Source organism: Myxococcus sp. SDU36, assembly GCF_030168875.1.
GTDB lineage: Bacteria > Myxococcota > Myxococcia > Myxococcales > Myxococcaceae > Myxococcus > Myxococcus vastator.
This window is the reverse complement of the sequence record NZ_CP077414.1, coordinates 5,533,651-5,548,827: the sequence shown is the minus strand read 5'-3', so window position 1 is coordinate 5,548,827 and position 15,177 is coordinate 5,533,651. Positions and strand designations below refer to the sequence as shown.

The window sequence follows — 15,177 nt, the reverse complement described above, 5'->3', positions numbered from 1 at the left end:
TCTGTTGTCCAGAAGGACGCTGAGCTGACGACAATGCGACACGGCCTGTCCGGACATGCGAGGTGCTACGCCATGCGTCATCTGTTCCTGCTGTGTGCCGTCTCCGCGCTGCTGGCGGGTGTGTCCGCCCAGGCCGACACGGTGCTGGTGTTCTCGGCCGTGAGCACCTCGGACGCGCTCCAGGAGCTGGCGCCGGCCTTCACCCAGGCCACGGGCCACGCGGTGGAGTTCTCCCTGGGGGCGTCCAGTGGACTCGCTCGTCAGGCCGTGGCCGGGGCGCCCGCGGACGTCTTCCTCTCCGCCGACACGGCGCAGCTGGATGTGGTGGAGAAGGCGGGACTGGTCGCACGCTCGACGCGCGTGGACCTGCTGTCCAACCGGCTGGTGGTGGTGGTGCCGGTGGACGCGAAGTCGGCCCCGTCCTCACCCGCTGGGTTGCGTGGGCTGCAGCGCTTGTCGCTGGCGGACCCGGAGGCGGTGCCCGCGGGCGTGTATGCGAAGGCCTGGCTGGTGAAGGCGGGGCTCTGGAAGGCAGTGGCGCCGAACGTCATCCCGGCGCTCGACGTGCGCGCCGCGCTGGCGGCGGTGGAGACGGGGCGCGTGGACGCGGGCGTGGTGTATTCCACGGACGCGGCGCGTTCGAAGCGCGTGCGCGTCGCCTTCCTGGTGCCCGAGCGGGACGCGCCGCGCATCGTGTATCCGGCGGCGGCGCTGACGAAGGGCGGCGCGCCGGAGGCCGGGCGGGCCTTCGTGCGCTTCCTTCAGTCGGACGCGGCCCGGAAGGTCTTCGCACGCCACGGCTTCGGCGTTCCCAGCGCGCGGGCTCCCTGATGGAGGGCGTCACGGGGTTGGTGTCCTTCACGCTCTGGGTGGCGGCGCTGGCCACGCTGCTCATCCTGCCGCCGGGGCTCGCGGTGGCGTACGCACTGGCGAGGTGGGACGGCCCGGGCAAGGGCGTGGTGGAGACGCTGCTGACGCTGCCGCTGGTGCTGCCGCCCACGGCGGTGGGGCTGGTGCTGCTGGAGCTGCTCGGACGCAACGGTCCGCTGGGGCGCGTGCTGGATGCGTGGGGCGTGGAGGTCGTCTTCACGCCCAAGGCCGTGGTGCTGGCGAGCGCGGTGATGGCGTTCCCGTTGCTGGTGCGCTCGGCGCGCGCGGGCTTCGAGGAGGTGGACCCGCGGCTGGTGGCGGTGGCGCGCACGCTGGGCGCTTCGCGCACGCGCGCCTTCTTCCGGGTGACGTTGCCGCTGGCCTGGCGCGGCGTGCTGGTGGGCGCGCTGCTGGCGTTCTCCCGCGCCTTGGGTGAGTTCGGCGCCACGGTGCTGGTGGCGGGCAACATCCCCGGCCGCACGCAGACGCTGTCCCTGGCCATCTTTCAGCGCACGCAGCTGGGGCGGGACGCGGAGGCGCTGCGACTGGCGGGCGTGGCGGCGCTGCTCGCCTTCGTGGCGGTGTTCGCGACCGAAGCGGTGACGCGGCGGCGCGGGCGACGGGTGCGCGCGTGAGCCTGGAGCTGGACATCCGGTTGCCGCTGGCGCGCTTCACGCTGGAGGTGAGGACGCGGCTGGACGGCGCGTCGGTGGCGGTGATGGGGCGCTCGGGCTCCGGGAAGACGTCGCTGCTGGAGGTGCTCGCGGGGCTGCGGCGCGGCGCCCGGGGCCGGGTGGTGCTGGAGGGCCGCGTGCTGCTGGACAGCGCTGCCCGAAGCGACGTGCCGCCCGAACAGCGCCGCATGGGCTACGTGCCCCAGGACGCGCTGCTCTTCCCGCACCTCACGGCGGAGCAGAACGTGCGCTTCGGCGCGCGGCCGGGGCGGGCCTCCCGCGTGGACGAAGCCGTGGAGCTTCTGGAGCTGGCGCCGCTGCTGCGCCGCTATCCGGCCACGCTGTCCGGGGGCGAGAAGCAGCGGGTGGCGTTGGCGCGCGCGCTGGCCACGGACCCGGCGTTGTTGCTGCTCGATGAGCCGCTCGCCGCGCTGGACGTGGCGCTGAAGGAGCGGGTGCTGCCGTACCTGCTGCGCGTGCGCGACGAGGCCCGGGTGCCGATGCTGTACGTGACGCACCAACTGGGCGAGGCGCGCGTGCTGGCGCGGGAGGCGCTGCTGCTGGACCAGGGACAGGTCCGCGCGGCCGGGCCCGCGGCCGAGGTGCTGGGCGCGGCGGCGCGAGGCCTGCTCGCCGGTGAAGGGGAAGGGGAGGAGAACATCCTCGAAGGCGTCCTGGAGCGCCCGGACGGCGGCGGGCTGCGGCTTCGGGGGCAGGGAGGGGTGTCGCTGTGGGTGCCGGACTCGCCCGCGTTGGTGCCGGGCACACGCGCGGCCTATGCCGTGCCGGCCGCGGACATCCTGCTGTCCATCCACCCGCTGACGGGCGTCTCCGCGCGCAACGTCCTGACGGGCACGGTGGTGGACGTGGAGCCCGTGGCGACGGGTGAGGACGCGGCCACCGTGGAGGTGGCGGGCGTGCGCTGGGTGGTGTGGCTCACGTCCGCGTCGGTGCGTGAGCTGGGCGTGGTGCCCGGCGCGCGGGTGTCCCTGGCGGTGAAGACGTCCGCGTGCCGGCGGCTGCGCTGACTCATCGCGCGGCTCAGGCGCGCTGGGCGACGGCGCTGCCGCGGTAGGCGAACCCTCCGGCGGCATCGCGCGGAGAAACGGCCGCCAGCGCGGGCAGGGCGCCCCACCCGGGCTGCGATGGAGCGCTCGCGCACGTCGCGCTTCGCGAATCACCGCACGAGGGGATTGGCGAGGGCCGCGGTCAATTCCGGGCTGGGCGCCCCACCCGGATGATGATTTCACGGGTCAAATATTGAATATGAGAATCGTTATCAACTATGGTGCCGCGCGTGGGGGCCGGAGTGGCACAGCGCCGTGTGCGTTTTGTCCTGGCCATCAGTGGTCTCCGGCTCCGCACCACCCGAGGGAGAGGGCCGTTGATGAAGACTCACACCGAAGAAACGATGCACACGAAGGCCGGCAAGCAGGGCCTGTGGGTGCTGGCCGCCGTGGCGATGGCGCTGGCCCTGTTGGTGAACTGTGGTTCGTCCGAAGAGGACCCCACCCCCGTGCCGGACGCCGGACAGACGGACTCCGGGACGAACCCGACGCCGGACTCTGGCACGGAGCCGGACGCGGGCACGGAGCCCGAGCCGGACGCGGGCACGGAGCCGGACGCGGGCACGGAGCCGGAGCCAGACGCGGGCACGGAGCCGGAGCCAGACGCGGGCACGGAGCCGCAGTGCCAGAGTGACGTGCCCTGCAGCGAGCAGAGCATCGACCGGCTGAACCTGCTCACGACGCCGTCGACGACGGCGATGTACGAGGAGGAGGCGCCGGAGGGTGAGTTCCGTTCGTATATCGACGCCCGCGCGGGTGGCCTCACGGTGAACCAGTCCTACACCTACGCCCGCTTCACGCCCGAGGGCCTGTCCCGGGTCAACATCGACGACCAGACGTCGCTGGGCGACCACGGCTGGGACGTCGCGTTCCGCCGTTACTACATCCGGGTGAACGGCGGCACGTCCGGCCCGTCCTGCATTGGCGTGGCGCGGCTGCCCACGGGCACCCGCTTCGAGACCGTGACGTCCGTGCCCGCGGACCTGACCTTCCAGTCGGACGCCTGGTACACCGACACGTGCGAGTTCATCCCGGACAACTCGGGCCTCTCCGGGCCGACGATGGCGCTGAGCAGCTTCTGGGCCTACCAGGGCTGCGTGAGGATGACGGGGGATGTCTTCATCATCCGCCTGGCCGACGGGCGCCACGTGAAGTTCGAGGTGACGTCCTACTACGAGCTGGCCGTGCAGGAGCACTGCAACGCGACGAATGAGCTGCCGTCGGGGACGCCGAGCGGCTCGGGGCAGCTCCGCGTGAAGTGGGCCTTCCTGCCATGAAGCTCCGGGCGCTGCTCCTGCTCATCCCTTTCGGGTGTGGACCTGTCCAGCAGGCCCCGCGTGAACCGCACGAGCGGCACGATTCGTTCGTGACGTGGGAAGCGGGACTGCAAGCGGGAGCGCGCCCCACCTCGCCCTCGGCGATGCCGCCGCGCTTCGACGAGGGCGAGGCGGTGGAGTCGGTGGTGTCCCCTGGGGGGCGCTTCCGCATCCACTTCTCCCGTTCGGGTTCCAACGCCGTGCCGGTGGCGGACGCGGACGGGAATGGTGTTCCGGACGCGGTGGAGACCGTCGCGTCCGCGTATGACCGCGTCGCCGTCTTCTATGAAGGGCTGGGCTTCCGCCTGCCGCCGGATGACGGCTGGGTGGGGAGCGACAACGGCGGTGACGGCCGCTTCGATGTGTACCTGGTGGACTTCGGTGGCATCGCGGACGGAGCCTTCCGGCTGGACGGCTGTCTGGAGGCGTCGTCGCGCTGCACCGGGCACATGCTCCAGGAGAACGACTTCGCGGGCTACAGCTACCCGTCCTACGGCGAGGCCGTGGACATCCTCGCCAGCCACGAGTTCTTCCACGCCGTGCAGGCCGCCTATCACCCGGGCCTGGGCAGCGTGGCGTCGGAGGGCACCGCGGTCTGGGCCAGTGAGCGCTACCGGCCCGCGCTGGATGACCTGGAGCGCTTCACCGCCGCGTACCTGTCGCGTCCGGACCGCACGCTGGCGCTGGACCCGGAGGGGCCGGCGGTGTCCTTCAGCTATGGCACGAGCATCTACTTCCAGTTCCTGGGCGAGCGCTTCGGGGATGGGGTGGTGCGCTCGCTGTGGGAGGAGAGCGTCGTGACGCCGTCGGTCCGCTGGCCGGTGCTGGTGGAGACGGCGCTGCAGCGCGACTGGGGCGCTGACTTCGACACCGCCTTCGCGGAGTTCGCCCTGTGGAACCTGGCCACCGGACCGCGCCGGGCACAGCGCGCGGGGTATGAGAACAGCGCGGGCTACGCGCCGCTGACCGTCGCGCCGCGCACGCTGCCGGTGTCGGAGCCGTCCGTACGGGTGGCGGCCGCGTCGACGCGCTACTTCGAGGTGGAAGGTGGAGCGTCTTCCGTCTCCGCCTCCTTCGAGCCGACGGAGGGGGAGGACGCTCCCGGCGCCCACCTGCTGGTGGCCGCCGTGACGCCGACGCAGGTGCTGCGCGTCGCGCGCGCCGACGGCGTGGGGGCGCTGGCCGCTCGCGTGGACGCCGAGGACGCCACGCACGTCATCGTCGCCGTGGTGGACGGACGGCGCGAAGGCCTGGGCCGCTATGGGCGGCTGTGCATCTCCGGGGAGGACTCCGGCGCGCCCTGCGCCACCGTGCCACCGCCCGACCCGGACGGTGGGGTCGACCTGGACGGTGGCGTGGGCGGTGAGCCGGATGGCGGTGTGGACGCAGGTCCAGGAGGAGACCTGGACGGTGGGGGCGACGAGGGCGGCTGTTCGTCGGCACCGGGCGGGCTGACGTGGGTGCTGGTCCTGTTGTGCGTGGCGGCCTTCATCCGGCGTTGAGCAGGGTTCGTTCCCCAGGGCTGCGCCGGCCGCGACGACCGTGTGCGTCATGCGCGTGACAGTCGGACAGGCGCGGTCCGTGCGGGAGGCGTCAGCTGGAACATCCCATATCGCGTTGGACGCTATCTCCGATTAAGCGTCCACTCTCCACCGACGCGAATGATTCGGGAACGTCATGCTCAGTGCCTCAGGCCAGGACCGCTCGCCCTCCATCCGTGCCGTGGGGCGGGCACTCCCGCCGCACTACGCCAGTCAGGAGCAGCTCATCGCCGCGTTCCGCGAGCTGTGGGCCACGCGCCACTTCAACCTGGAGCGGCTGGAGGACCTGCACCGCGCCGTCCAGGTGGGGGGCCGGCACCTGGCGTTGCCCCTGGAGGCCTACCCACCGCTGGTGACATTCCAGCAGCGCAATGACGCCTGGATCCGCTCGGCCACGGAGCTGGGTGAGACGGTGGTGCGCCAGGCCCTGGACGCGGCGGAGCTCACGCCCGGGGAGGTGGACCACGTCTTCTTCGTCACCGTGACGGGCATCGCCACGCCGAGCATCGACGCGCGGCTGGCCAACCGCGTGCGCTTCCGCGAGGACTTCAAGCGCACGCCGCTCTTCGGTCTGGGATGCGTGGCGGGCGCGGCGGGGGTTGCCCGTGCGGCGGACTACCTGCGCGGCTTCCCGGAGCACACCGCGCTCGTCATCGCCGTGGAGCTGTGCTCGCTCACGTTGCAGCGCGAGGACCTGTCCATTCCGAACATCATCGCGTCCGGCCTCTTCGGTGACGGCGCGGCGTGCGCGGTGCTCCGCGGCGCGGCTGCTCCGGGCGCACGAGGGCCGCGGGTGGTGGCGTCGCGCTCCGTGTTCTACCCGGACACCGAGCGCATCATGGGCTGGGACGTGGTGGACACCGGCTTCAAGGTAGTGCTGTCCGCGAAGGTGCCGGGGCTCGTGAAGGACCACATCCGGGGCAACGTGGATGGCTTCCTCGCGCAGCACGGGCTGAAGCGCGAAGACATCCGGCACTGGGTGGCGCACACCGGCGGGCCCAAGGTGCTGGAGGCCTTCGAGGAGGCGCTGGAGCTGGCGCCCTCGACGCTGGAGCGCTCGTGGGCCTCGCTGCGCGAGGTGGGCAACCTCTCCTCCGCGTCGGTGCTCTTCGTGCTCGGCGAGACGCTGGAGTCCGTCCGCGCGCGGCCGGGGGAGTGGGGCGTGATGATGGCCATGGGCCCGGGCTTCGGCGCGGAGATGGTGCTGCTGCGATGGTGACCTCCACGCAGGCCCTCTTCCTGGGCTTCATGGCCGCGCTCGTCGTGGAGCGGCTGGTGGAGCTGGTGCTCTCCAAGCGCAACGCCGCCCGGGCCTTCGCGCGCGGCGGGGTGGAGACGGGGCAGCGGCACTACCGCTTCATGGTGGTGTTCCACACGCTGTTCCTGGTGGCGTGCGTGGCGGAGGTGTTCCTGCTGCGGCGCGGCTTCCCGGGCGCGTGGGGCTGGGCGGCGCTGACGGGCGCGGTGGTGGCGCAGGGGCTGCGGTACTGGGCCATCGCCACGCTGGGCGACCGGTGGAACTCGCGCATCATCGTGGTGCCGGGGCTGGCGCCGGTGACGGGCGGGCCCTATCGCTTCCTGCGCCACCCCAACTATGTCGCGGTGGTGTTGGAGTTGGCGTGCGTGCCGCTCATCCACGGGGCATGGTGGACGGCGCTGGTCTTCTCAGTGGGCAACGCGGCGCTGCTCTACGTGCGAATCCGCGCGGAAGAGGCGGCGCTGGGTGAGGTGTACGCGCAGGCGTTCTCCCATCGCCCTCGTTTCATTCCGGAGGTGCCACGTGGCTGAACGCGAACTGGAGGTCATGACGGAGATTCACCGCATCGTCACCGAAGAGCTGGAGTGGAAGGGCGAGGTGGAGCCCTCGCAGGACCTGATACGCGACCTCCAGTTGGACAGCCTGGGCCTCACGGTGCTGGCGGTGGGGCTGGAGAACCGCTTCCGCATCCGCCTGTCCGAAGAGGACGCGCAGGGCGTGCGCACGGTGGGAGATTTGGCGAAGCTGGTGGCGCAGCGAGTCGCGGCTCCGGTGGAGCCCCTGCCGGAGGAGGCCCTGCCGTGAAGGATGCTGGCGCGCGACTGGTGGGCCCGGCGTTGCCTCCGCCCAGGCACCTGACGGTGAACGCGGCGCTCGCGGACACCGGGCGCTCGTCGCCGCTGGGGCTCACCTTCGTGGATGCGTCCGAGCGCGAGGTGTTCATGTCCTGGGCGGACGTGTCCCGACGGGCGAAGCGCACCGCCGCGGGGCTGGCACGGCTGGGCGTGCGCGAGGGCGACCGGGTGGCGTTGCTGCTGCCCACGTCGCCGGCCTTCATGGACGCCTTCTTCGGCACGTTGCTCGCCGGCGCGGTGCCGGTGCCGCTGTACCCGCCGGTGCGGCTGGGGCGGCTGGAGGAGTACCACCGGGCGACCTCGCGGATGCTCCAGGTGACGGGCTCGGTGATGGTGTTGACGGACGCTCGCGTGCGGCTGCTGCTGGGGCCCAGCGTGGAGCGCGCGCGTCCCCGGCTGGGCTGCCACACGGTGGATGACGTGTCGCGAGGAGACGACGCGCTGGAGGCCCCCGTGCGGCCCGAAGCGCTGGGGCTCATCCAGTTCTCGTCCGGCTCCACGGTGGACCCGAAGCCAGTGATGCTGACGCACGAGGCGCTGCTGGCGCAGGTCGCGGCGCTGGAGGTGGCGATGCCGCTGGGGGAGGGGGTGCCCCGGGTGGGGGTGAGCTGGCTGCCGCTGTACCACGACATGGGGCTCATCGGCTGTCTGCTGACCGCGCTGTACTACCCGGGGAGCCTGGTGCTGCTTCCCCCCGAGGTCTTCCTCGCGCGGCCCGCGCTGTGGCTCCGCGCGCTGTCGCGCCACCGGGGCTACATCTCTCCCGCGCCCAACTTCGCTTATGGCCTGTGCTTGAAGCGGGTGAAGGACGCGGAGCTGGAAGGGGTGGATTTGTCGTCGTGGCGCCACGCGCTCAACGGCGCGGAGCCGGTGTCCATGGACACGCTGCGCCGCTTCTCGGAGCGCTTCGAGCGGTGGGGCTTCTCCGCGCGGGCGCTGCGGCCCGTGTACGGACTGTCCGAGGCGTCGCTCGCCGTCACCTTCCCGCCGGAAGGACGGGGGCCGCGCGCGCTGGGCGTGGACGCGGGGCTGCTGGCGCGGGAAGGCCGGGTGACGGAGGGCTCGCGTGCGTTGGTGAGCGTGGGCATGCCCGTGGCGGGCTTCGAGGTGGAGGTGCGCGGCGAGACGGGCGAGGTGCTCGCGGAGCGGTGCGTGGGCCAGGTGTTCGCGCGGGGGCCGTCCCTGATGGCCGGCTACTTCGCGGACGCGCAGGCCACGGACCGGACGCTGACGCGGGACGGCTGGCTGGACACGGGCGACCTGGGCTTCATCGCGGAGGGGGAGCTGTTCCTCACGGGCCGGGCGAAGGACGTGGTCATCATCCGGGGCGCGAACCACGCGCCGCAGGCGTTCGAGGAGCCGCTGCAGAACGTGGCGGGCGTGCGCATGGGCTGCGCGGTGGCGCTGGGCTTCACGCCCGAAGGCGCCGAGGACGAGGCGCTCCTCATCCTCGCGGAGCGCGCGGGGCAGGACGCGGATGACGTGGTCGAGGAGCGCATCCGCGCGGCGGTGGTGGAGACGACGGGCGTGCGGCCTCACACCGTGCGGCTGCTCGTGCCAGGCACGTTGCCGCGCACGTCCAGCGGCAAGCTGCGCCGCGCCGAGGCGCTGCGCCGCTATCTGGCCGAGGAGCTGGCGCCGCCGAAGAAGGTAGGGGCCGTGGGGCTGGCGGTGGAGATGGCGCGGAGCGCGCTGGCGATGGTCCGCGCGGAGAGCGACACGTGAGGCGCGGGGCGCGGTGTTGGCGTGAGCCCCGTGCCATGAGGACGCGAGTGCCGGAGGAGTCCACGCCGTGAAGCGGTATGACGTCGCCGTGGTGGGCGGAGGGCCCGCGGGGCTGGCGGTGGCCATCACCACCACGCTGCGTGGGCTGAGCACCGTGGTGCTGGAGCGCGGCACCGCGCCGGTGGACAAGGCCTGTGGCGAAGGGCTGCTGCCTCCCGGCATGGCGGTGCTGGAGCGGCTGGGCGTCCTGCCACTGCTGGATGACCAGAGCAGCCATCCCGTCGTGGGCATCCGCTACGTCCAGGAAGATGGCAGCACGGCGGAGGGCCTGCTCCCGGGCCAGGGCGCGCTGGGCGTGCGGCGCGTGGCGCTGGCCACGGCGCTGGTGTCGCGGGCGCGCACGGTGGGCGTGGAGCTGCGCGAGCGCACGCAGGTGTTGTCCCACCAGCGGGACAGCGACGGTGTGGTGCTGCGGACGGCCGAGGGCCCGGTGGAGGCCGCCATGCTGGTGGCCGCGGACGGGCTGGCTTCACCGCTGCGCCGCGCGGAAGGCCTGGAGGTGGAGCCCACGGGACCGCGCCGCTTCGGCCTGCGACGACACTTCCAGCTCGCACCGTGGACGCCCTATGTGGAGATTCACTTCGCGCAGGGCGTGGAGGCCTACGTGACGCCCGCGGGCGCGCGGCGCGTGGGCCTGGCCTTCCTCTGGGAGGACGGCGTGGTGGAGGGGCGGGTGAGCTTCGAGACGCTGCTGGCCCGCTTCCCCAGACTGTCGGAGCGGCTCTCTGGCTCGGAGCTGGACTCCCAGCCGCGCGGCGCGGGACCGCTGGCCCGGGTGTCCCGAGCGCGCATCGCCGACCGCTTCGCGCTGGTGGGAGACGCGGCGGGCTACGTGGACGCCATCACCGGAGAGGGCCTGTCGCTGGCCTTCGTGTGCGCGGAGTCGCTGGGGAACCTGCTGCCGGAGGCGCTGGTCCATGGCGCCACGCGCGAGGCGCTGATGCCCTACGAGCAGTGTTTCCAGCGGGTCTTCCGCAAGTACTCGTGGTCGACGGGCGCGCTGCTCATGCTGGCGCGACGGCCCTGGCTCCGCCGCCCCGTGGTGCGGCTCTTGGGGAAGACGCCCTGGCTGTTCGAGCGCATCCTGCACGCCATCGTGACGTGAGCGCGGGGGCGGTGTCCGCTTCGGGCGCGTGCATTCCCGGTTGCCGGCGGGGCCTGAACCCGGTCCACTGTCGGGCTGGGACACGGACTCGGGCCCGGGCCGCGCGGGTTGTCTGCCGAGGTGTCTTGCAGGGAGCGCCGCACGCATGTCGAGGCTCGCATCGGTGTTGTTGCTGTTGGGAGTTCCCTGGCTCGGAGGGTGCCTGTTCGCCGGTCCGCGGCACCAGGGGCCGGTGACGGAGCACTTCGACGGTGAGCACTTCCAGAACCTGGAGCCCGTCAAGCGCCTGAGTCCGGACGAGGTCTTCAAGGCGCTGCGCAAGGGGCCTCGTGGCCCGTGGCGGGACTACGAGGACGCACCTCCAGGCAAGCCGCCGCCGGAGCGCGTGGGGCCGGGGCAGCTCCGGGTGACGTTCATCAACCACGCCACCGTGCTCGTCCAGGCGGACGGGCTCAACCTGCTGACGGACCCCATCTATTCGGACCGTCCGAGCCCGGTGCCCTTCCTCGGCCCCAAGCGCGTGCGGCCCCCGGGCATCCGCTTCGAGGACCTGCCGCCCATCGACGTGGTGGTGGTGAGCCACAACCACTACGACCACATGGACCTGCCGACGCTGCGGCGCCTGGAGGCGGCGCACCAGCCGCGCTTCATCGTGGGCCTGGGCAACAAGGCGCTGCTGGACGACGAGGGCTTCCGGCATGTGGTGGAGCTGGACTGGTGGAAGTCCACGGAGGTGGCACCGGGCCGCACGGTGACGGCGGTGCCGGCGCAGCACCGCTCCAATCGCGGGCTCACCGACAGCGCGGCGACGCTCTGGGCGGGCTACGTCCTCTCCACGTCCGGCGGGCCGGTGCTCTTCGCGGGCGACACGGGCTTCGGCCCCCACTTCGCGATGACGGCCGAGCGCTTCGGGCCCATGCGGCTGTCGGTGCTGCCCATTGGCGCCTACCGGCCCACGGCGTTCCGTCCGGTCCACATGGGGCCGGTGGAGGCCCTCCAGGCGCACAAGGTGCTGCGCTCGGCCACGTCGGTGGCCATGCACTACGGCACCTTCGCGCTCGCGCTGGATGGCCAGGACGAGGCGAAGTACCACCTGCTGTGGCTGCTGGCGCGCGAGCCCGTCCGGCCGCGCTTCTGGGCCCTGGGCTTCGGCGAGGGCCGCGACGTGCCCGCGCTGGATTGAGTCAGCGGTTGAAGGGGTACTCCTGAATCCAGTTGAAGCCCCGGCTGAGCAGGAGGAACTGGGACTCATCCACGCGCGTGAGGCGGACCTCGATGGCGGCCTCCTGGAGCGTGCCCTGGAGGACGAGCTGGTTCGCGTCCTGGCGTGTGTAGGCGAGCACGAACTTCTTCGCGGCGTCGTCCTGGCCGTCGATGAGGGTGAGCGTCTTCTTCGGCGCGTCCTCCTCCAGGCCGAAGGACTTCACGGTGTCATCCTGATGCTTGATGACCATCCGGCCGAAGCGGTTGACGGCCACCGTCTTCCATCGCCGGACGTCTCCAGACGTGGCCTCCAGGCGCTGCCCGTCCTGGGTGAAGGATTCAACCGTGTAGTAGCCGTAGAACGGGGGCCGCGGCGCGGAGTCCCCATACTTGCGGATGAACTCCAGCCGAAAGCCCACGAACCCGTAGGCGATGCCGCCCACCACCAGGGCCTTCATCACGAGCCCGGCGCCACTCAGCCAGCGTGACGGCGGGAAGGGCGGCTGGAGCGGGCGCGGCTGAGTGGCGCGGTTGAGCACCAGGACGTCGAGCAGGCGCCGGGCGTCGGGCAGCACCAGGAACAGCGACATCAGCAACAGGTGGGACGAATGGAGTTTGACGGGGACGTCGTAGAAGAAGTTGAGCGCCACCACGTTGACCATGACGCCCGCGACGACGAGCGCGCCCAGCGTCGTCGTCCGCCGGAAGAGCAGCAGGCAGCCGCCCAGGAACTCCGCGCCGCCCGTGAAGACGTTGTAGCCCTTCGAGAAGCCCATGAACGTCCACAGCAGGCCCATGGGGGAGAAGTCCCCCAGCGGCTGCGCCAGCCGCTCCGGGCCGGGGAAGGGAAACTGGGACTTGAAGAGCTTGGACAGCCCGTAGGACAGCATGCTCATCGCGAGCACGTACCGGACGCTCGCGTGCAGCACGTCGTGGGCCTTCACGTACTCGGTGCGGCGCCGGTCAACGACGGACCAGACGCCCGTCACCGCCACGGCGACGACGAAGAACAGCAGCACCTGCACGTAGTTGAACGTGGTGTCGCCGCTGCCGTTGGGCATCACGGTGATGTCCGTGGACAGCCGCAGCACGTGCTTGCCGACCCATTGCACCACGACCTTCCAGAGCTCGCCCTGGAACGAGGTGATGAAGTCGCCCAGGACTGGAATGATGTCCAAGGGGAACGGGAAGTTATAGAGGACCAGGTAGGCGAAGGCGAAGCGGAAGGCCAGCCGCCGCGCGAGACTCCAGGCTTCGGGCGCGGGAGGCGTCACGCCCGCTTCGGACGCGGTGGGCTGGGGCTCGGGGACGGGGGGCAGTGGGGCCGTGGCGCTCATGGTGGGCTGGCCTGTCAGTCTATCCGGAGCGCCCCAGGTGCTTTCCAGTCGCCCGCGCCTGCTCAGAGCTTCATGCGCTTGAACACCGTCTCCGGGATGGTCCGGATGATGAGCATGATGAGCGCCCAGATGCCGGGCACGTAGACTTCGTTCTTCCTCGAGTCGGCGGCGCTCAGCAGTCCGCGCGCCACCTTCTCCGGCGAGGCGAACAGCTTGTTCTTCGGCAGGTGCGCCGTCATCGGCGTGTCGACGAAGCCCGGCTTCACCGTCACCACCGCGACGTTGGACTTCATCAGCCGGTTGCGCAGGCCCTGGAGGAAGACGTTGAGCGCGCCCTTCGACGCGCCGTACACGTAGTTGCTCTGCCGGCCGCGGTCGCCCGCCACGGACGAAATCACCACCAGCGTGCCGGCCTGCTGCGCCTCGAAGCGGTTGGCCAGCACCGTCAGCAGCGACACCGCGCTCAGGAAGTTGGTGCGCAGCACCGCCTCCGTCGCCGTCCACGAGCGCTGCGCCTCCGCCTGGTCACCCAGCACGCCGTGCGCCAGCACCACGCCGTCCAGCCCGCCCAGCGCCGTGTACGCGGCCTCCACCAGCGCCTCGTGGGTGTCGAAGTCGTTCAGGTCCACCACCTGCGACGCGACGTTGGACGCGCCGCGCGTGGCGGCGTCCTTCGTCACCGCGTCGAGGTTCGCCGCGTTGCGGCCAGTCAGGTACAGCGAGGCCCCGCGCGCGGCCAACAGCCGCACCGTCGCCTGGGCAATGGCGCTGGTGGCGCCGAGGACGAGCACTTTCTTCATGGGGAGCGAATCTCGGAAAGAAGGTCAGCAGACAGGGAAGAGGGCAGGGACACCGGATTCGCCCGCCGCCAGAACGACGAGGAGAACGACGGGTCCACGTACTGCATGAAGCGCTCACGCCGCGGGAAGTACGCCGCGAAGTTCTCCGGGCTCATCCGCGCGTCCTTCGCCGGGTACACCGCGCCGCCCGCCTGCCGCGTCAGCCGGTCCAGGTCCTCCACCAGCTTCCACGTCTTCTCGCCGCGGTTGGCGAAGTCCATGGCCAGCGTCACGCCCTCGCGCGGGAAGGACAGCCACCCTGGAGAGGGAATGTCACCGAACGTCTTCAGCACCGACAGGAAGCTGGGCAGTCCGCCGCGCGAGCTGCGCTCCAGGATTTCCTTCAGCGCGTCCTTCGCGGTGGCGTAGGGCACCACGCACTGGAACTGGAGGAAGCCGCGCCGGCCATAGATGCGGTTCCACGCGTAGATGGCGTCCAGCGGGTAGAAGAACGGGTCGTAGTGCGTCAGCCGCTGCTTCGGCTTGCCGTTCTGCCGGTGGTAGTAGAGCCAGTTGAAGGCGGACACCGACAGCCGGTTGAGGCAGAAGGCCGGCATGTCCATGGGCACCGCCAGCCCCACGCCATGCGACAGGTGGCTCTTGGCCAGCGGCAGCCCGTCGAACTGCGGCGGCGCGAAGTTGCCCCGGTACAGGAGCCCCCGTCCCAGCTTCTTGCCCCGGGCCAGGCAGTCCACCCACGCCATGGTGAACTCGTAGTCCTTCTCCGACGCGCGGGCCACGTCGAGGAACCCCTCCAGGTTTCCGAAGGGCACCGTCTCCTGAAGCACGTACGGGTTGCTGATGGGCTTGAGCTGCACCTCGGCCCAGGTGACGAGCCCGGTGAGACCCAGGCCACCAATCGTCGCGCCGTACCAGTCCGGATTCTCGTCCGGCGCGCACACCCGGCGGCTGCCGTCCGAGCGCAGCAATTCGAAGCGCCGCACGTAGCGGCCGAAGGTGCCACCCCGGTGGTGGTTCTTCCCGTGCACGTCGTTGGCGATGGCGCCGCCCACCGTCACGAACTTGGTGCCCGGCGTCACCGGCAGGAACCAGCCGCGCGGCGCGGCCAGGCGCAGAATCGTGTCCAGCGACACGCCCGCCTCGCAGCGGACCACGCCCGTGGCCGGGTCGAAGGCGATGAAGCGGTCCAATCCCGTGGTGAGCAGCAGCGTGCCCTCCGCGTTGAGGCACGAGTCGCCATAGCTGCGCCCCAGGCCGTGGGGCAGCAGGCTGCCGTCCTTCGTGGGCAGCGCGTCCGTGCGCCACACCAGGGCGTGCGTCTGTTGTTCGACTTGGGGGTAACGCCCCCAGGACTCCCGTGACTTCAT

At 71.4% G+C, this 15,177-nt stretch carries 14 protein-coding genes; 11 read left to right on the top strand and 3 right to left on the bottom strand.

The features are described from left to right. Positions 1–72: 72 nt before the first annotated feature. From modA to KGD87_RS22145, 11 genes are all read left to right on the top strand, one after another. Positions 73–831 carry a molybdate ABC transporter substrate-binding protein gene (gene modA / locus KGD87_RS22195; protein WP_284662385.1) on the top strand — a complete coding sequence of 253 codons (759 nt, stop codon included), beginning with the start codon at positions 73–75 and terminating at the stop codon, positions 829–831. A 20-nt stretch (positions 832–851) separates the two neighbouring features. Beyond that, positions 852–1,505 carry a molybdate ABC transporter permease subunit gene (gene modB, locus KGD87_RS22190; RefSeq protein WP_284662384.1) on the top strand — a complete coding sequence of 218 codons (654 nt, stop codon included), beginning with the start codon at positions 852–854 and terminating at the stop codon, positions 1,503–1,505. Next, positions 1,502–2,572: a molybdenum ABC transporter ATP-binding protein gene (gene modC, locus KGD87_RS22185; protein ID WP_284662382.1), complete on the top strand. Its 1,071-nt coding sequence runs from the start codon at positions 1,502–1,504 to the stop codon at positions 2,570–2,572. Before modB ends, modC begins: the two co-directional genes overlap by 4 nt. Before the next feature lie 359 nt (positions 2,573–2,931). Next, positions 2,932–3,888: an HmuY family protein gene (locus KGD87_RS22180; protein WP_284662381.1), complete on the top strand. Its 957-nt coding sequence runs from the start codon at positions 2,932–2,934 to the stop codon at positions 3,886–3,888. Further along, positions 3,885–5,429, top strand: a complete 1,545-nt coding sequence (locus tag KGD87_RS22175) for an MXAN_6640 family putative metalloprotease (RefSeq protein WP_284662380.1) — start codon at positions 3,885–3,887, stop codon at positions 5,427–5,429. The genes KGD87_RS22180 and KGD87_RS22175 overlap by 4 nt, the downstream gene beginning before the upstream one ends. 175 nt (positions 5,430–5,604) lie before the next feature. Next, a complete protein-coding gene (locus KGD87_RS22170) occupies positions 5,605–6,687 on the top strand; it encodes a type III polyketide synthase (protein WP_176415701.1) in 1,083 nt (360 codons plus the stop codon). After that, positions 6,681–7,256, top strand: coding sequence for an isoprenylcysteine carboxyl methyltransferase family protein (locus KGD87_RS22165; RefSeq protein ID WP_284662378.1), 576 nt, complete (start codon positions 6,681–6,683; stop codon positions 7,254–7,256). Before KGD87_RS22170 ends, KGD87_RS22165 begins: the two co-directional genes overlap by 7 nt. Next, positions 7,249–7,530, top strand: a complete 282-nt coding sequence (locus KGD87_RS22160; protein ID WP_176415703.1) for an acyl carrier protein — start codon at positions 7,249–7,251, stop codon at positions 7,528–7,530. The genes KGD87_RS22165 and KGD87_RS22160 overlap by 8 nt, the downstream gene beginning before the upstream one ends. Beyond that, positions 7,527–9,305, top strand: a complete 1,779-nt coding sequence (locus KGD87_RS22155; protein ID WP_284662377.1) for a fatty acyl-AMP ligase — start codon at positions 7,527–7,529, stop codon at positions 9,303–9,305. Before KGD87_RS22160 ends, KGD87_RS22155 begins: the two co-directional genes overlap by 4 nt. A 67-nt stretch (positions 9,306–9,372) precedes the next feature. Next, a complete protein-coding gene (locus KGD87_RS22150) occupies positions 9,373–10,470 on the top strand; it encodes an NAD(P)/FAD-dependent oxidoreductase (RefSeq protein ID WP_284662376.1) in 1,098 nt (365 codons plus the stop codon). 145 nt (positions 10,471–10,615) lie between these two features. Then, positions 10,616–11,653: an MBL fold metallo-hydrolase gene (locus tag KGD87_RS22145; protein ID WP_284662375.1), complete on the top strand. Its 1,038-nt coding sequence runs from the start codon at positions 10,616–10,618 to the stop codon at positions 11,651–11,653. A 1-nt stretch (position 11,654) separates the two neighbouring features. Here KGD87_RS22145 and KGD87_RS22140 read toward each other — a convergent pair whose 3' ends face one another. The 3 genes from KGD87_RS22140 to KGD87_RS22130 all read right to left on the bottom strand — a co-directional run bounded on the left by KGD87_RS22140 (position 11,655) and on the right by KGD87_RS22130 (position 15,177). Further along, positions 11,655–13,010 (bottom strand): DoxX family membrane protein, encoded by a 1,356-nt coding sequence (locus tag KGD87_RS22140; RefSeq protein WP_284662374.1) that lies wholly within the window; start codon positions 13,008–13,010, stop codon positions 11,655–11,657. Between the two features lie 62 nt (positions 13,011–13,072). After that, entirely contained in the window at positions 13,073–13,810 is a 738-nt protein-coding gene (locus KGD87_RS22135; RefSeq protein WP_284662373.1) for an SDR family oxidoreductase, read from the bottom strand. Further along, positions 13,807–15,177: an FAD-binding oxidoreductase gene (locus tag KGD87_RS22130; protein WP_176409999.1), complete on the bottom strand. Its 1,371-nt coding sequence runs from the start codon at positions 15,175–15,177 to the stop codon at positions 13,807–13,809. The genes KGD87_RS22135 and KGD87_RS22130 overlap by 4 nt, the downstream gene beginning before the upstream one ends.